This window comes from Amycolatopsis sp. cmx-8-4 (genome assembly GCF_046548675.1).
Taxonomy (GTDB): Bacteria; Actinomycetota; Actinomycetes; order Mycobacteriales; family Pseudonocardiaceae; genus Amycolatopsis.
In genome coordinates this window covers 61,911-81,150 of sequence record NZ_JAEBDZ010000033.1, presented here as the reverse complement: position 1 = coordinate 81,150, position 19,240 = coordinate 61,911, and the positions used below count along the sequence as shown (strand labels likewise).

Below are 19,240 nucleotides of genomic sequence, written 5' to 3'. Positions count from 1 at the left end.
GCGCGGCCGCGAACACCGCGTCGGCCGCGGCCAGGTCCCGGCCCATGCCGAGGCGCTGGGAACCCTGGCCGGAGAACAGGAACGCCGTCCGGCCGGTCGCCGGGGTGCCGGTGACGACGTCCGGGTGCGCGCTGCCCGCGCTCAGGGCAGTCAATGCCGCATCGTGATCCGGACCGGCGAGGACGACGGCCCGCGCGTCGAAGCGGGACCGGGCGTGGGCGAGGGTCCACGCGATGTCGCGGTGGTCGGCTCGCGTGGCAAGGAGGGCGGAAGCCTGGGCCCGCAACGCCTCCGGGGTCTTGGCGCTGAGCAGCCACGGGACGGTCGGTGCTTCGGGCCGCGCGGCGGCCGGGGTCGGCATCTCGGGCTGTTCCAGGATGACGTGGGCGTTCGTGCCGCTGATCCCGAACGACGAGACACCCGCGCGGCGCGCCCGGTCCGCATGGGGCCACGCGGTTTCAGCGGTGACCAGGTCGACGGCGCCCACGGTCCAGTCGACGTGCTTCGACGGTTCGGTGACGTGCAGCGTCCGCGGCACGACGCCGTGGCGCATCGCCTGGACCATCTTGATGATCCCGGCGACCCCGGACGCGGCCTGGGTGTGCCCGAGGTTCGACTTGACCGACCCCAGCAGCAGCGGGGTTTCCCGGTCCTGGCCGTAGGTGGCCAGCAGCGCCTGGGCCTCGATCGGGTCGCCGAGTTTCGTGCCCGTGCCGTGGGCTTCGACGACGTCAATGTCCGATGTGGACAGTCCGGCACCCGCGAGGGCCTGCCGGATGACGCGTTGCTGGGACGGGCCGTTCGGGGCGGTGAGGCCGTTGGAGGCGCCGTCCTGGTTGACCGCCGAGCCGCGGACGACGGCGAGGATCTCGTGGCCGTGACGCCGCGCGTCGGAGAGGCGTTCCAGGACCAGGATGCCGACGCCTTCCGACCAGCCGACGCCGTCGGCGCTGTCGGAGAACGGCTTCGAGCGGCCGTCGGCGGCGAGGCCGCGCTGGCGGGAGAACTCGACGAACGCCGCCGGCGTCGACATCACCGTGACGCCGCCCGCGAGGGCGAGGTCGCAGTCGCCGGCGCGCAGGGCCTGCGCCGCCCAGTGCAGGGCGACCAGGGACGACGAGCAGGCGGTGTCGACGGTGACGGCCGGGCCTTCCAGCCCGAGCGCGTACGAGACGCGGCCGGAGGCGACGCTGCCCGCGCTGCCGCTGGTCTTGTAGCCCTCCACGTCCTCGCTGCCGTCGAGCAGGCGGCTGTAGTCGCTGTACATGACGCCGGCGAACACGCCGGTCGCGCTGCCGCGCAGCGAAGCCGGGTCGACGCCCGCGCTCTCGACCGCGGCCCACGACGTCTCAAGGAGCAGCCGCTGCTGGACGTCGGTCGCGACGGCTTCGCGGGGGCTCATGCCGAAGAAGTCCGCGTCGAAGTCCGCGGCGTCGTGCAGGAAGCCGCCGTGGCGGGTGTAGGACGTTCCGGCGTGGTCCGGGTCGGGGTCGTAGAGCGCGCCGACGTCCCAGCCGCGGTCGGTGGGGAACTCGCTGATCGCGTCGCCGCCTTCGCGGACGAGCCGCCACAGGTCCTCGGGCGACGTCACGCCGCCCGGGTACCGGCAGGCCATGCCGACGATGACGATCGGGTCGCCGTCGACGACACCCGTCGCGCGGACGGTCTCGACCGGCGCGTCCCCGAAGATCTCCCCGACGATGTGCGCGGCCAGGGCCCCGACGGTCGGGTAGTCGAACACGAGCGTCGCCGGGAGCCGCAGTCCCGTGGCGGCGTTGAGGCGGTTGCGCAGTTCGACCGCGGTGAGCGAGTCGAAGCCGAGTTCGGCGAAGGAGCGGGTCGGCGCGATCTTGCGGGTGCCGGTGTGGCCGAGTACGTGCGCGACCTCGTTGGCGACGACGACGCCCGCTTCCTGCAGCCGTTCTTCGGCGGACCGGGTGCGCAGGCGGCGTTCGAGCGCGCCTTCGGTGACCGCGAGAGTGCGGCGGGCGGGCGCGCGGACCAGGCCGCGCAGGGGGTGCGGGATGTCGTCGCGGGCCTGGAGCGCGGCGCGGTCGAGGCGGACCGGCAGCAGTACCGGCGCGGCCGCGGACAGGGCCGCGTCGAACAACTGGAGGCCCTGCTCGACCGACAGCGGCGGGAAGCCGGCGCGGGCGAGGCGGTCGAGACCGGCCGCGCCGAGGTCGGCGGTCATGCCCGTGGTCGGAACCCACGGGCCCCAGGCGAGGGAGACGGCCGGGAGGCCCTCGGCGCGGCGGTGGGCGGCGAGGGCGTCGAGGAAGGCGTTGGCGGCACCGTAGTTGGCCTGGCCGGGGATGCCGAGGGTGCCCGAGACCGAGGAGAACAGGACGAATGCGGTCAGGTCGCCGGTCAGTTCGTGGAGCAGCCAGGCGGCGTCCGCCTTCGGCCGGCGCACGGTCGCGAGCCGCTCGGGCGTCATCGCTTCGAGGGGCGCGTCGTCGAGGACCCCGGCGGCGTGGACGACGACGGTCGGCGGGTGGTTCGCCAGCAGTGCGGTGAGCTGGGCGCGGTCGGCGACGTCGCAGGCTTCGACGACGACGTCGGCACCGGCGGTCCGCAGCTCCGCCACGAGTTCCGCGGCGCCTGGGCTGTCGGCGCCGCGGCGGCTGACCAGCAGCAGGCGACGGGCCCCGTGCTCGGTCACCAGGTGCCGGGCCAGGACGGCGCCCAGTCCCCCGGTGCCGCCCGTGATCAGGACGGTCCCCTCGGGGTCCCAGGTCGCGCTTTCCGTCGGTACGGCGGGCGCGAAACGGGCCGCGAGCAGTTTGCCGTCACGCAGCGCGACCTGCGGTTCTTCGGTCGCGAGCACGGCCTGCGCCAGCGTGGATCCGTCGAGTTCGAGGAGGCCGAAGCGGCCCGGGTGCTCGGCTTGCGCGGCCCGGACGAGACCCCACACGGCGGCGGCCGGGAGGTCGCCCTCGCGGGTCACGAAGACCAGTTTCGCGTCGGCGTACCGGTCGTCCGTGATCCAGCGCTGGGCCAGCTCGAGGGCTCGTTCGGCGAGGTCGGCCGCCGAGCCCGGCACGTCGGCCGGGTCGCCGGTCAGGCAGGTGACGACGACGTCGGGTGCGTCGGTGCGGTCGTCCAGCGCGGCCACTCCGATGCCGAAGGGGTCGTCGCCCAGGAGCGCGACCGACAGCGAGGTCGCCTCCGGGATCGGCATCGGTGTCCAGTCGAGCTGGAACAGGGAATCGTTCCGGCGCACGGCGTCGCGGCCGGCTTCGCGGACGACCAGGGAGTCGATGGTCGCCACCGGGGCGCCGTCGGCGGTCGTCAGTTCGAGGCCGATGCCGGGGGTCACGCGGACCCGCAGGGCGACGGCTCCGGCGGCGTGCAGCGAGAAGCCCTGCCAGGAGAACGGGAGTTCACGCGCGGCCGGGGCGTCCGGGCGGAGCGTCACGGCGTGCAGGGCCGCGTCCAGCAACGCCGGGTGCAGGCCGAACCCGGCCGCTTCGGCGTGGTGGGCGGGATCCAGTTCGACCTCGGCGAAGACGTCGTCGCCGCGCCGCCACGCCGCCCGCAGGCCGCGGAATCGCGGGCCGTAGTCGAAGCCGTCCGCGGCGAAGCTCTCGTAGAAGTCTTCCAGGGGCACCGGAATCGCGTCCGGTGGCGGCCAGGCCAAGGTGTCCGATGTGGACGCCGGGGTGGCCGGGCTCAGGGTGCCCGTGGCGTGTTCGGTCCAGGCGTCCGCGGTCCGCGAGTGGATGCCGACCGGGCGTCGGCCGCGGTCGTCCGGCTCGCCGACCCGGACCTGCACCTGGACGCCGCCCTGCGGCGGCACGACAAGCGGGACGGCCATGGTCAGCTCGTCGATGCGGGGGCAGCCGGTCTCGTCGCCGGCGCGGATGGCCATCTCGGCCAGCGCCGTGCCCGGCAGCAGGACCTGGCCGTACACGACGTGCTCGGCCAGCCACGGCTGAGTGTGCAGGGACAGCCGGCTGGTCAGCACGACCTCGTCGGAGCCCGCGAGGCGGACGGTCCCGTCGAGCAGCGGGTGCCCCGGCGCGCCGAGTCCGAGCGACGTCGCGTCGCCGCCGGTCCGGGTGGCCGGCGGCCAGAACAGCTCGCGCCGGAACGGGTAAGTGGGCAGGTCGGTGCGGCGGCCGCCGGTCAGCGCCGGCGTCCAGTCGACGTCGGCGCCCGAGACGTGCAGCCGCGCGACGGCTTCGGTGAAGGCGATTTCCTCGCCGCGGTCACGGCGCAGCAGCGGCACCGCGACGGCGTCCGGCGCCAAGCCCGCGACCAGCGCGGACAACACCCCGTCCGGGCCGGCCTCGACGAAGCGGGACGCACCCGCGGCCACCAGCGCGCCGACACCGTCGGCGAAGCGGACGGCATCCCGCGCGTGGCGTACCCAGTGTTCGACCGTCGTGACGTCGGCGTCGGTGCTCACGGTGGAGACCAGCGGCAGGCGCGGCTCGTGGAAGGTCAGGCCCGCGAGGACGTCGGCGAAGTCCCCGAGCATCGGCTCCATCAGCGGCGAGTGGAACGCGTGCGAGACGGTGAGCCGCCGCGTCTTCCCGAACCGCGCGGCGATCGCGACGACGGCGTCCTCCGCCCCGGCGACGACGACCGAACGCGGGCCGTTCACCGCGGCGATCGAGACGTCCGGGCCGAGCAGCGGGCGCACTTCGTGTTCGGTGGCCTGCAGCGCGATCATCGCGCCGCCGGCGGGCAGCGCCTGCATCAGCGCGCCGCGGGCGGCGACGAGTGTGCACGCGTCTTCGAGGGAAAGGACCCCAGCGGCGTGGGCCGCGGTGATCTCGCCGATCGAGTGGCCGGCGACGAGGTCGGGTTCCACGCCCCACGACGCGGCCAGCCGCAGCAGCGCCACCTGGAGCGCGAACAGCGCGGGCTGGGCGAACTCCGTGCGGTCGAGCGCGGCCTGGTCGTCGCCACGGACGACGTCGGCGATCCGGTCGCCGAACTGCGCGAGCACGGCGTCGTGAGCCTCGGCGAACACCGGGAACCGCCGGGACAGCTCGCGGCCCATGCCGGTGCGCTGGCCGCCCTGCCCGCTGAAGACGAACGCGGTGCGGCCCGGGACGACCTCGCCGGTGACGACCGCGGGGTGCGACCCGAGTGCGGTCAGGGCGTCGGCGTGGTCGGCGAGGACGACGGCCCGGTGCGCGAACCGGGAGCGGGTCGTCGCCAGTGAGTGCCCGACGTCGAGGGGGTCGGCGGTCAGTCCGGCCAGCTGCGCGGCCTGGGCGTGCAGGGCCTCTTCGGACTTCGCCGACAGCACCCAGGGCACGACTTCCGGCCGGGGCGCTGCGGGGGCGGTTGGTGTGGCAGGCGGCTGTTCGACGATCGCGTGGGCGTTGGTGCCGCTGATCCCGAACGACGAGACCGCCGCGCGGCGCGGGCGGCCCGTCTCCGGCCACGCGGTCGGCTCGGCGAGCAGGGTGACCCCGCCCTCGGCCCAGTCGACGCGTGACGACGGCGTCTCGGCGTGCAGGGTCCGGGGCAGCACGCCGTGGCGCATGGCCAGGACCATCTTGATGATCCCGGCGACGCCGGCGGCGGCCTGGGTGTGCCCGAGGTTCGACTTCACCGAACCCAGCAGCAGCGGCGTTTCGCGGTCACGGCCGTAGGTGGCGAGCAGGGCCTGGGCTTCGATCGGGTCGCCCAGCGACGTCCCGGTGCCGTGACCTTCCACCGCATCGACGTCCGATGCAGCCAGTCCGGCGTTGGCGAGGGCCTGGCGGATGACGCGTTGCTGCGACGGGCCGTTCGGCGCGGTCAGGCCGTTGGAGGCGCCGTCCTGGTTGAGCGCGGAGCCGCGGACGACGGCCAGCACCGGGTGCCCGAGCCGCCGCGCGTCGGACAGCCGTTCCAGCAGCAGCATTCCGGCGCCCTCGGACCAGCCGGTGCCGTTCGCGCCGTCGCCGAAGGAGCGGCAGCGGCCGTCTTCGGACAGGCCGCGCTGGCGGGAGAACTCGACGAATGTCGACGGGGTGGACATCACCGTGACGCCGCCGGCCAGCGCCAGGTCGCACTCCCCCGACCGCAGCGCCTGCGCGGCGAGGTGCAGCGCCACCAGCGACGACGAGCAGGCGGTGTCGACCGTGACGGCCGGTCCCTCCAGGCCGAGCACGTAGGACACCCGGCCGGAGGCGACGCTGCCCGCGCTGCCGCTGGTCTGATAGCCCTCGGCGTCCTCACTGCCGTCGAGCAGGCGGCTGTAGTCGTGGTACATCACTCCGGCGAAGACGCCGGTCGCGCTGCCGCGCAGCACTAGCGGGTCGATCCCGGCGCGCTCGATGGCCTCCCACGACGTTTCCAGCAGCAGCCGCTGCTGGACGTCGGTGGCGACGGCCTCACGCGGGCTCATGCCGAAGAACTCGGCGTCGAACTGCCCGGCGTCGTGCAGGAACCCGCCGTGACGGGTGTAGGACGTCCCGGCGTGGCCGGGATCCGGGTCGTAGAGCGCGTCCAGGTCCCAGCCGCGGTTGGCGGGGAACCCGGAGATGGCGTCGCCGCCGTCGTTGATCAGGTCCCACAGCTGCTCGGGCGTGGTGACGCCGCCGGGGTAGCGGCAGCTCATGCCGACGATGACGATCGGGTCGGTCGTGGTCGCGGCTTTGCGGACCTCGGCGACCGGCGCGTCGGCGTCGAACAGCTCGGCCAGGAGGTGCTCGGCCAGGGCCGTGACGGTCGGGTGGTCGAAGACGAGGGTGCTCGGCAGCCGCAGCCCAGTCGCCGCGGCGAGGCGGTTGCGCAGGTCGACGCCGCTGAGCGAGTCGAACCCGAGGTCGGAGAACGCCCGGCCCGGCTCGATCGCGGCCGCGTCGGCGTGCCCCAGCGCGAGGGCGACGTGCGTGGCGACCAAGCCCTTCAGCGCGTCGGCGCGCTCGGCGACGGGGAGCTGGGTGAGCGTGCCGGTGAGGTCCCCGGCGGCCGCGGTAGCCCGGCGGCGGGCCGGGCGGACGAGGCCGCGCAGGACGTGCGGGATCTCCGGCTGCCGTCGCACGGCGGCCAGGTCGAGCGGCAACGGCAGGACGGCGGGTTCGCCGCTGCCGCGGGCCGCGTCGAACAGCGCAAGTCCGTCCTCTGTGGACACCGGCGGCATGCCGGCTTCGGCGAGGCGCCGCAGGTCGGTGTCCGAGAGCGTCGACGTCATGCCGCTACCGGACTCCCACGGGCCCCAGCCGAGCGAACGCGCGGGCAGGCCGTCGCGGTGACGGCGGCGGGCGAGGGCGTCGAGGAAGGCGTTGGCGGCGGCGTAGTTCGCCTGCCCCGCGCCGCCGAACGTGCCGACGACCGAGGAGAACAGCACGAAGTCGGTGAGGCCGGTGGTCAGCTCGTGGAGGTGCCAGGCGCCGTCGGCCTTGGCCCGCAGGACCTGCTCGAACCGCTCGGGGGTCAGGGCGGCGAGGGTGCCGTCGTCGAGGACGCCGGCGGCGTGCACGACGGCGGTGATATCCCGGCCGTCCAGGAGCCCCTCGACGGCGGCACGGTCGCCGACGTCGCACGCGGCGACCTCGACGTGCGCGCCCAGCGCGTCCAGCTCGTCGAGCAATCCCGGCGCGGTGCGGCCGGACCGGCTGACCAGCAGGAGGTCACGGCGCCCGCGGGCGGCCAGGTGCTTCGCGACGGCGCTGCCGAGGCCGCCGGTGCCGCCGGTGATCAGGACGGTGCCGTCCCGCTCGTCGATCTCGTGCGGTGTTTCGGTGATCCGCGCGAGCCGGGCTGCGTGGACCCGGCCGTCGCTGATCTTGAGCACCGGTTCGCCGGTGGCCACGACGGCGGTGGTCAGCGGCGCCGAGTCGTCGGTGTCGACGAGCACGAAGCGGCCGGGGTGTTCGGCCTGGGCGGAGCGGACGAGCCCCGCGGCGGCCGCGGCGACCGGGTCGGTGCCGTCCCACGCGCCCCGCGTGACGACGACCAGGGTGGCCGCGCTGTCCCGGGTCAGCCAGTGCTGCAGCTGGGTCAGGACCCGGCTGGTCTCGCGGCGCAGGGACAGCAGCACGGCGCGCGGGTCTCCGGCGACCGGCCAGGCGACGAACTCCGGCGGTTCTGTCAGCGACGCGGGATCCTCGGTCTCGCTGATCGGGTCCGCGACCTGCACCGGGGTCGGCGTCCAGTCCAGGCGCAGCAGGGACCGGGCCTGCGTCCGGGTGGCCGGGCCGGTGCGGCGCAGGGTGAGTCGGTCGGCGGTGACGACCGGGGTGCCCGACGGGTCGGCGGCGGTGACGCGGATCGCGTCGCCGTCGCCCGGGGTGAGCCGCACGCGCAGGGCGGACGCGCCGGTGGCGTGCAGGGAGACGCCGTGCCAGGAGAACGGGACGCTGCCCGCGAAGTCGGGGCTCAGCAGGGAAACCACGCGCAGGGTCGCGTCGAACAAGGCCGGGTGCAGGCCGTAGGCGTCCGGCTGGTCCGTGCTCGGGAGCGCGACCTCGGCGAAGATCTCGCCGTCGCGGCGCCAGGCGGCGGACGGGCCGGGGAACGCGGGGCCGTACCCGAGGCCGTCTTCGGCGAGTCGTTCGGTCAGGCCGGTCAGGTCGAGAGGCTCGGCGTCCGCGGGCGGCCACGGCTCGGGGGTGCCGGGCACGGCGGTGTCCGGGACGAGCCAGCCCGCGGCGTGGCGGATCCAGGGTTCGTCGGTGCCATCCGGGCGGGACGAGAACGTGAACTCGCGGGCGCCCGCGTCACCGGGGGCGCTGACGCGCAGCTGGAGCTGCCGTCCGCTCGGCTCGAGGAACAGCGGGGCCTCGATGGTCAGTTCTTCTACGCGCTCGCAGCCGAGGTCGGCGCCCGCGGCGAGGGCGAGTTCGACGAACGCGGTACCCGGCAGGACGGGCTCGCCGTGCACGGTGTGGTCGGCGAGCCACGGCCGGGTCGCGGTGGTGAGCAGACCGGTGAGCACAACCCCGCCGTCGTCGGCGAGGTCGAGCGCCGCACCCAGCAGCGGGTGTCCCGCGGCGACGAGACCGGCGCCGCGGAGGTCGCCGGTGGCGCGGGCGTTCGGCCAGAACCTGCTGCGCTGGAAGGGGTAGGTGGGCAGGTCGACGGTCCGCGCGCCGCGGCCGGCGAACCACGCGGCCCAGTCGACGGTGGTCCCGGCGACGTGCACCCGGGCCAGGGCTTCGAGGACGGCCACGGTTTCGGGGCGGTCCCGGCGCAGCAGCGAGGTGGCGACGGCGTCCGCGTCGACCATCCCGGACAGGACGGCGTCCGGCCCGACCTCGACGTACGTCGTGACGCCGGCGTCGGCGAGCCGGCCGAGGGTGTCACCGAAGCGGACGGTGGCCCGGACGTGCTCGACCCAGTACTCCGGCGACGTCACATCCCCGGCGGCGATCACCGGGAGCTGCGGCTCGTTGAGGGTCAGCTCGGCGACGACCGCGCGGAAGTCGTCGAGCATCGGGTCCATCAGGTGCGAGTGGAAAGCGTGGCTCACCTTGAGGCGGGTGGTCTTCTCGAACTTCGCCGCTGTCTCCAGCACGGCGGCTTCGGCGCCGGACAGGACGACCGAACGCGGGCCGTTGACCGCCGCGATGTCGACGCCGTCGGTGAGCGCCGCGCGAACGTCCTCTTCGGACGCTTGCACCGCGACCATCGCGCCGCCCGGCGGCAGCGCCTGCATCAGGCGGCCACGCGCCGAGACCAGCGCGCACGCGTCGTCCAGGGACAGGACACCGGCGAGGTGGGCGGCCGCGATCTCGCCGATCGAATGGCCGGCGACGTAATCGGGGCGGACACCCCATGAGGCGAGCAGTGCCGCGAGCGCGACTTCGATGGCGAACAGTGCGGGCTGGGCGGTTCCGGTCTCGGCGATCAGCGCGGGATCCGTGCCCCAGATGATGTCCCGGAGTTCCGGGTCGAAATGGGCGAGGACCTCGTCCAGGGCCGCGGCGAAGACCGGGTACTCCTCGGCCAGCTCGCGACCCATGCCGAGCCGCTGTGCGCCCTGGCCGGTGAACAGGAACGCGACGCGGCTCGGGGCCGCTTGTCCTCGGGCCGCCTCCCGCACGCCGTCCGGAGTCGCGAGGAGGACGGCTCGGTGGGCGAAGGTCGCGCGGGTGGTGACCAGGGAGTATCCGGCGTCGAGCGGGTCGAGCCCGGCCAGCCGCTCGGCTTGGGCGTCGAGGGCGGCTTCGGAGCGGGCCGAGAGCACCCACGGCACGACCGGCGGGACCGGCCGCGGTTCGGGTGTGCGCGCGGGCGCGGGGGCTTCGATGACGACGTGGGCGTTGGTGCCGCTGATCCCGAACGACGAGATCCCGGCCCGCCGCGCCCGGTCGACCGCGGGCCAGTCGCGGGCCTCGGCGACCAGCTCGACCGCGCCGGTGTCCCACTCGACGTGGGACGACGGCGTCCCGGCCCAAAGTGACTTCGGGACGACGCCGTGGCGCATGGCGAGGATCATCTTGATGATGCCCGCGACGCCGGCGGCGGCCTGGGTGTGCCCGAGGTTGGACTTGACGGAACCCAGCAGCAGCGGCGTTTCACGGTCCTGACCGTAAGTGGCCAGCAGGGCTTGCGCCTCGATCGGGTCGCCCAGTCTCGTGCCGGTGCCGTGGGCCTCGACGACGTCGACGTCCGAAGTGGACAATCCGGCGCTCGCGAGGGCCTGACGGATGACGCGTTGCTGCGACGGGCCGTTCGGGGCGGTGAGACCGTTGGAGGCGCCGTCCTGGTTGACCGCGGAGCCGCGGACGACGGCGAGGATGCGGTGGCCGTTGCGGAGGGCGTCCGACTGGCGCTCGAGGACCAGCAGGCCGACGCCTTCGGACCAGCCGGTGCCGTCGGCGTCGTCGGAGAAGGACTTGCAGCGCCCGTCGCCGGCGAGGCCGCCTTGGCGCGCGAAGTCGAGGAACGTCGCCGGGGTGGACATCACCGTCACGCCGCCGGCCAGCGCGAGGGAGCACTCCCCCGACCGCAGCGCCTGCGACGCCCAGTGCAGCGCGACCAGCGACGACGAACACGCCGTGTCGACCGTGACGGCGGGGCCTTCCAGGCCGAGCGCGTAGGAGACGCGGCCCGAGGCGACGCTGCCGGCGGTGCCGTTGACGTCGAAGCCGCGCGCCTCCGGGTCCTGCCCGGCGGTGACGGCCGCGTAGTCGTGGTACATCACGCCGGCGAAGACGCCGGTGTCGGATCCCTTGAGCGACAACGGGTTGATGCCCGCCTGCTCGAACGCCTCCCACGACGTCTCCAGCAGGAGCCGCTGCTGGGGGTCGGCGCTGAGCGCGTCCCGCGGGGAGATGCCGAAGAAGTCGGCGTCGAACTCGGCGGCGCCGTGCAGGAAGCCGCCGGCGCGCGCGAAGTCCACGTCCGGGACGTGCCAGCCACGGTCGGCCGGGAAGCCGGTGATCCCGTCGCGGCCCTCGGTGAGAAGGTCCCACAGCTCGTCCGGGGTCGTCACGTCACCGGGATAGCGGCAGGCCATGCCGACGACGACGATCGGGTCGTCGGTGCGCGCGGTGGTGACGGTCCGGGTCGGCGCCGGGGTGTCGCCCTCGACGAGGGTCTTGAGGAACGCGCTGACCGCGTCGGGGGTCGGGTGGTCGAAGACGAGCGTGGCGGGCAGGCGGAGACCGGTCGCTTCGGCGAGGCGGTTGCGGAGTTCGACCGAGGTCAGGGAGTCCAGGCCGAGTTCGCGGAAGGTCAGGGCGGGGTCGACGTTGGCCGCGGAGGCGTGGCCGAGAACGTTCGCGACGGTCGTGACGACAACGGCGCCGAGGTCGGTCGCGGGCTGCCCGGTGGCGACGGCGGCGCGGCGCGGGCGCGGCGGGACCAGGCGGTGCAGGATCGGCGGCACGGAGTCGAGGGCCCGCAACGCGGCGCGGTCGAGGTGCGCGGCGACGACGACGGGGTCCGGTCCGAGGAGCGCGGCGTCGAACCAGGCGAGGCCGTCTTCGACGGAGTGCGTCGGCAGGCCGGCGCGGGCCATCCGCCGCAGTTCGGTATCGGACAACATCCCGGTCATCCCGCTCTGCTGCGCCCACGGCCCCCACGCGACGGCCCGGCCGGGCAGCCCCGCGGCGGCCCGTCCCCGGACCAGCTCGTCGAGAGCGGCGTTGGCGGCGGTGTAGGCGCCCTGGCCGCCGTTGCCGAGCACGCCGAAGACGGAGGTGAAGACGACGAAGTTCGTGAGATCGGGCAGCAGCTCGTGCAGCTGCCAGGCGGCGTCGACCTTGGGCGCGAGGACCCGGGCGAGACGCTCGGAGGTGAGGGCGTCGAGGACGCCGTCGTCGAGGACCCCGGCGGCGTGGACGACGCCGGTGACGGGGTGCTGGCCGAGCAACGCTTGGAGCGCACCACGGTCGGCGACGTCACAGGCGGCGACGGTGACGTCCGCGCCGCGCTCGGTGAGTTCGGCGGTGAGGTCGGCGACGCCGGGAGTCTCGGCCCCACGCCGCCCGGCAAGCACGAGCCGGGTGACACCGTGGCGGGCGACGAGGTGCCGGGCGACGTGCGCGCCGAGCCCCCCGGTACCACCGGTGATCAGAACAGCCCCATCACCCCAGCCGGCCGGGATCGGCTCGGCGACGGTCGCGGGTGCGGGCACCGGGGCGAGGCGGGGCGCTTCCACCCGGCCGCCGCGCACGCGGATCTGGGTCTCCCCCGACTCCGGCAACGCGGCCAGGGCCGCTGCCAGCGTCTCGTCCACTTCGGACTCTGTGTCTTCCAGCGACAGCAGGAAGAAGCGGCCCGGACGTTCCGCCTGGGCCGAGCGGACCAAACCCTCCGCGGCCGCCGCGGCCGGGCCGCCGCGGGTGAGGAACACCAGCTGCGCTTCGTCCTCCAAGTGGTCACGCAGGTGACCCAGGACCGCCGACGTCACCAAGCGGATGCCGTCCGGAGTCGAGAGGCCTACCGGGTCCGGGACCGGCACCACGAGCACGTCGGCCGCCGAAGGCACCGCGCGGCGGCTCGGCAGGAGTGCACCCAAGTCGTCCGGGCCTGCCGAAGCCCACGTCAGGTCCGCCGGGGCGCCCAGGTCCTTCGGCGTCCACTCGACGCGCAGCAGTGGCGGCGGGCCCGCCGGGGCCGGGTCGGCCGGCGGGCGCAGGACCAGGGAACCCACCGTCGCGACCGGAGCGTCGGCGGCGTCGGTCAAGGACAGCGTCACCGTGTCCGGGCCCAGGCGGCGGATCCGCAGCCGCACGGCCGAAGCGCCCACCGCGTGCAGTGCGACGTCCGACCACACGAACGGCAAGCGAGCCCGCGGTTCGGCGTCCAGGCCCAAGAACGGGACCAGGTGCAGCGCCGCGTCGAACAGGGCCGGGTGCAGCAGGTAGCCCTCCGCGTCACCCGCCGCGGCCGGCAGGGCCAGGTCCGCGCACAGGTCGTCGCCCTCGTGCCACGCCGTCTGGACGCCGCGGAACGCGGGGCCGTAGTCCAGCCCGGCCGCGGACAACGTCCGGTACATCTCCTCGACGTCCAGCGGCGAAGCGGCGGGACCTGACGACGTCAGGACCGGTGCGGCGGCCGAAGGAGCCAAGCGGCCGATGGCGTGCCGCGTCCACGAACCGCCGGGCGGGCGCGAGTGGATGGAGACCTCACGCCGTCCCGCCGAGTCGGGGCCGCCGACGCGCACGCGGATGCTCACGCCGTCGCGTTCCAGGGGCAGGGGCGCGGTGACCGTCAGCTCGGCGAGCGCGCCGCAGCCCAGCTCGACGCCCGCGCGCAGGGCCAGCTCGACGAAACCGGTGCCGGGGAACAGGATCCGCTCCTCGACGACGTGGTCGACCGGCCACGGCAGCGACGACGGCGAGAGGTGCCCGGTGAACACCGAGCCGTCGTCGCCGGGCAGCTCGACGGCCGCGCCGAGCAGCGGGTGCCCCGGCCGGTCCAGGCCCAGCTCCACCGGGGCGGGGCGCGCGGTGACCCAGAAGCGCTCGTGCTGGAAGGGGTACGTCGGCAGCGCGACGCGACGCGCGCCCGTCCCGGCGAAGTAGGCGTCCCAATCGAGGGGGACGCCGAGCAGGTGCAGCCGGCCGAGCGCGGCGGCGACGGCCGGTTCCTCGGCGCGGTCGGCGCGCAGCAGCGGCACGGTCGCCGCGCCGGGCAGGGCCCGCGCGATCATGCCCGAGAGCGTGGTGTCCGGGCCGATCTCGACGAACGCCTCGGTCCCCGCGGCCTGCAGCGTGGTCACGGCGTCGGCGAACCGCACGGTCGCGACGACCTGCTCGACCCAGTACCCGGGGTCGGTCAGCCCGGGCTCGACGCGGCCGGTGACCGTCGAGACGACCGGGATCGACGGCTCGTGGAACGTCAAGCCTTCGGCGACGCGGCGGAAGTCGTCGAGCATCGGGGCCATCAGCGGCGAGTGGAAGGCGTGCGACACCGAAAGCCGCCGCGTGTCCTCGAACGCCGACGCGACCTGCAGAACCGCATCCGCGACGCCGGAGATCACCAGCGACGACGGGCCGTTGATCGCGGCGATCGTGACGCCGTCGACCAGCAGCGGCCGGACCTCGTCCTCGGACGCGCGCAGCGAGAACATGGCGCCGCCTTCGGGCAGCGCCTCCATCAACCGGCCGCGCGCGGCGACGAGAGTGCACGCGTCGGCCAGCGACAGCACGCCGGCGACGTGGGCCGCGGCCAGCTCGCCGATCGAGTGGCCGGCGACGTGGTCGGGCCGCACCCCGAGCGATTCGGCGAGACGGAACAACGCGACCTCGAGCGCGAACAACGCGGGCTGTGCGGTGCCGGTCCGGTTCAGGACAGCGGCGTCGTCGGTGCCGATCGCGGCGTCGAAGTGGCTGATGACTTCCTGGTAAGCGGCCGCGAACACCGGGAACCGGGCGGCGAGCCCGGCGCCCATGCCGACGCGCTGGGTGCCCTGCCCGGCGAACAGCACCGCGACGAGCGGTTCGACCGGCGGCGCCGTCCCGCGGGCGACCTCGGCGAGCCCGTCGGGCCCGGCGAGCAGCACGGCCCGCCGGTCGAACGACGAGCGCGTGGTGACCAGCGACGCACCGACGTCGACCGGGTCCGCGTCGACCGCGCGCAGCTGCTCGACCGCCACGTGCAGGGCGTCGTCGGACTGCGCGGACACGACCCACGGCACGACGGCGGGGACGACGTCACGCGCCGATTCGGCCGGCTCGAAGACGGGCGCCTGCTCCAGGATCACGTGGGCGTTGGTGCCGCTGATGCCGAACGACGACACCGCGGCCCGGCGCGGCCGCTCCCCCGCCGGCCAGTCACGCGCCGCCGTCGCGAGTTCCACCGCGCCGGCCGTCCAGTCCACATGGGACGACGGGACGTCGGCGTGCAGCGTGCGCGGCACCGAGCCGTGGCGCATCGCGAAGATCATCTTGATCACGCCGGCCACCCCGGCCGCGGCCTGGGTGTGCCCGATGTTCGACTTCACCGAGCCCAGCACGAGCGGGCTCGGCCGGTCCTGGCCGTAGGTGGCCAGCGCGGCCCGGGCTTCGATCGGGTCGCCGAGGCGCGTGCCGGTGCCGTGCGCTTCGAGGACGTCGACGTCCGATGTGGACAGTCCCGCGTCGCCGAGGGCCTGGCGGATCACGCGTTGCTGCGCGAGGCCGTTCGGGGCGGTGAGGCCGTTGGACGCGCCGTCGGAGTTGACGGCGGAGCCGCGGACCACAGCGAGGACGTCATGGCCGAGCTCGCGGGCACGGGAAAGCCGTTCGACGACGACCATGCCGACGCCCTCGGCCCAGCCGGTGCCGTCGGCGCCGTCGCCGAACGCCTTGCAGCGGCCGTCCTCGGACAGGCCGCCCTGCTTGGCGAACTCGACGAAGATGCCGGGTTCGGCCATCACCGTGACGCCGCCCGCGATGGCCAGGGACGTCTCGCCGGACAGCACCGACCGGACGGCCAGGTGCAGCGCGACCAGCGACGACGAACACGCCGTGTCCACCGTGACCGCGGGGCCTTCGGTGCCCAGCACGTACGCGAGCCGGCCGGAGACGAGGCTCGGCGAGGTGCCGGTGAGGACGTACCCCTCGGCGTCGCCGGTCGCTTCGGCGAGCTTCGGGCCGTAGTCCTGCGCGGTGGCGCCGACGAACACGCCGGTCGGCGTGCCGCGCAGGGACAGCGGCGCGATGCCGGCGCGTTCGAGGGCTTCCCAGGCGACTTCCAGGACCAGCCGCTGCTGCGGCTCCATGGACTGCGCTTCGCGCGGTGAGATGCCGAACAGGCCGGCGTCGAAGCCGGCGACGTCGTCGAGGAACCCGCCGGGACGGCCGGTGTCCAGGACGGCGGCGGGCCAGCCGCGGTCGCCCGGCATGGCCGCGATCGCGTCGACCTCGCCGTCGACGAGGCGCCACAGGTCTTCGGGCGAGCGGACGCCGCCGGGGTACCGGCAGCCGATGCCGACCACGACGACCGGGTCGGCCGCGCCGCCGGCCGCCGGAGCGGGGCCGGTGGGCTCGGCGGCGAAGCCGGCCAGGTAGCCGGCCAGGTCGCGGGCCGTGGGGTGGTCGAAGACCTCGGTCGTGGCCAGCGTCCGGCCGGTGGCCGCGCCGACGCGGACCGCGAGGTCGACGTTCATCGCCGAGTCGAAACCCAGCTCGCGGAAGGAGGTGTCGGGGTCGACGCCGCCGGTGACGCCGAGGACCGCGGCGGCCTCGCCGCGCACGAGCCGCAGCAGGTCACGGTCGGCCGGCGGCGCGGGCGTGACCGGGGCGGGCTCGGGGGCGTCGAACCAGTGCCGCTCCCGGTCGAACGCATACGTCGGCAGGTCAAGCACCGCACCGCCGCCGGTCACGGCGGTCCAGTCGACGTCGAGGCCGTGCACGTACAGCCCGGCCAGCGCGGCGATGACGCCGTGGTCCTCGGGCCGGCCGGACAGCGAGGCCCGCACGGTGACGGCTGCGCCGTGGCCGTCGAGGGACGCGCGGACGAGCGACGTGAGCGTGCCGTCCGGGCCGAGCTCCAGGAACGCCGTGACGCCTTGACGCCACAACGTCGTCACGGCGTCGGCGAACCGGACGGTCTCGCGCGCCTGCCGGACCCAGTAGTCCGGCGACTGCAGCTGCGCCGCGCTCAGCGGGCGGCCGGTCACGGTCGAGACGACCGGCAGCGCCGGCGGGCGCAGGTCGAGCTGGTCGACGACGCCGCGGTACTCCGCCAGCATCGGGTCCATCAGCGGCGAGTGGAACGCGTGGCTCACCGGCAGCCGCGTCACCTTGCGGCCGTTGGCCGCAAACCGGGCGGCCAGTGCGAGCACAGGCTCTTCGGGCCCGGCGATGACGACGGACGCGGGCCCGTTGATCGCGGCTAGCACGACGTCGCCGGTCAGGTGCGGCTCGACCTCGTCGGCGGCGGCGCGGATCGAGACCATCGCGCCGCCGGCAGGCAGGGAGCCCATCAGGCGGCCGCGGGCGGTGACCAGCATGCAGGCGTCGTCCAGCGACAGGACGCCGGCGACGTGCGCGGCGGCCAGCTCGCCGACCGAGTGCCCGGCGACGAACGCCGGGGCGACACCCCACGACGCGAACAGCCGGTACAGCGCGACTTCGAACGCGAACAGCGCGGGCTGGGTGTGCCCGGTCTCGTCGAGGACCGCGGCGTCGGCCGAACCTTCGTCGGCGAACAGGACGTCCCGCAGCGGGCGTTCGGTGTCGCAGCGCGCGCAGATCTCGTCGATGGCATCGGCGAAGACGGGGAACCGCGTGTACAGCTCGCGGCCCATCCCGGGCCGTTGGGCGCCCTGGCCGGGGAACACGACAGCCAGGCGCGGGGCGTCGGCGGCCGTGCCCGAGACGACGTCGGCGGCCGGGTCGCCGGCGGCGAGGGCGGCCAGCGCGGCCGCCCGGTCGGCGGCCAGGACGACAGCGCGGTGCGGGAACGCGCTGCGGGTGGTGACGAGCGAGTGCGCGACGTCGAGGGGGCCCGCGTCGAGGGCGGCGAGGCCGGTGGCCTGGCCGCGGAGGCCGCCCGGGGTTCGGGCGGACAGCACCCACGGCACGACTGTGCTCGGACCGTCCACACGGGAGCGTCCGGTGGTCTCGACCCGCTGGGGCGGGGCGGAAAGGACGAGGTGGCAGTTTGTGCCGCCCATGCCGAAGGACGAGACACCCGCGTACGCCGTCGCCTCGGGCCAGGGCCGGACGTCGGCGGTGACGCGCAGGCGCCACTCGTCGAACCGGATGGCCGGGTTCGGGTGCTCGTGGTTGCGGCTGGGCGGGATCTCGCCGTGGGCCAGGGACAGCGCGACCTTCAGCAGGCCGGCGATGCCCGCCGCGCCTTCGAGGTGGCCGATGTTCGTCTTGACCGAGCCGACCCACAGCGGGTCGTCGCCGGGGCGGCCGGGCGCGAACACCGCGCCGAGCGCGGCCGCTTCCAGGGGGTCGCCGACGCGGGTGCCGGTGCCGTGCAGCTCGACGTAGCGCACCGCGTCGGCCGGGACACCCGCGCGGCGCAGCGCGGCCCGGACGACCGCTTCCTGCGCCTGCGCGCTCGGGGTGGTGAGGGTGTCGCTGAAGCCGTCGTTGTTGACCGCGCCGCCCTCGATGACGCAGTGGATGCGGTCGCCGTCGGCCAGCGCCGCTGCCAGGGGCTTGAGGACGACGAACCCGCCGCCCTCACCGCGGACGTAGCCGTTGGCGCGCTCGTCGAAGGTGTAGCAGCGGCCGTCGGGCGAGAGGCCGCCGAACCGGTCGGCGGCGACGGTGCTCTCGGGCGCGAGGTTGAGCTGGACGCCGCCGGCCAAGGCCAGATCCGCTTCGCCGCTGCGCAAGGCTTCGCAGGCCAGGTGCACGGCCACGAGCGAGGACGACTGCCCGGTGTCGACGGACATGCTGGGTCCGCGCAGGCCGAACGTGTAGGAGATGCGGTTGGCGACGACGGCGCGGCTCTGGCCGGTGAGCGTGTGGTGCCCGATGGCGGCGGCACCGCGTTGCTTGAGCAGGGTCGCGTAGTCGTCCGCGCTGGAGCCGACGAACACGCCGGTCGCGCTGCCTTCGAGGCGGGCCGGGACGATCCGCGCGTCCTCCAGGGCCTCCCAGCCCAGTTCCAGGGCGAGGCGCTGCTGCGGGTCCATCGTCGCGGCTTCCCGCGCCGGCACGCCGAAGAAAGCGGCGTCGAAGGTGTCCACATCGGACAGGAAGCCGCCGCGGCGGGTCTCCGGCGGCACCGACGAGCGGCGCTCCGGCGGGACGTCGGTGGTGCCGTCGGCGCCTTCGCGCAGCAGCGTCCAGAACGCGCCGGGCCCGTCGGCCGACGGCAGCCGGCAGGCGAGGCCCACGACCGCGACGGCACCTGCACGGGCAACGGCACGCTCGTCAGGCAC

Annotated in this window: 1 protein-coding gene (running past one end of the window); it reads right to left on the bottom strand. The window is 74.9% G+C overall.

Translation table 11 applies throughout. The features are described from left to right. Positions 1 to 19,240, bottom strand: partial view of an SDR family NAD(P)-dependent oxidoreductase gene (locus ACLJQZ_RS41200; RefSeq protein ID WP_410626325.1) — the 5' portion only. It extends 8,321 nt beyond the left edge of the window; 19,240 of the gene's 27,561 nt are visible here — the first part of the coding sequence; it begins with the start codon at positions 19,238 to 19,240; its stop codon lies off the left edge, out of view.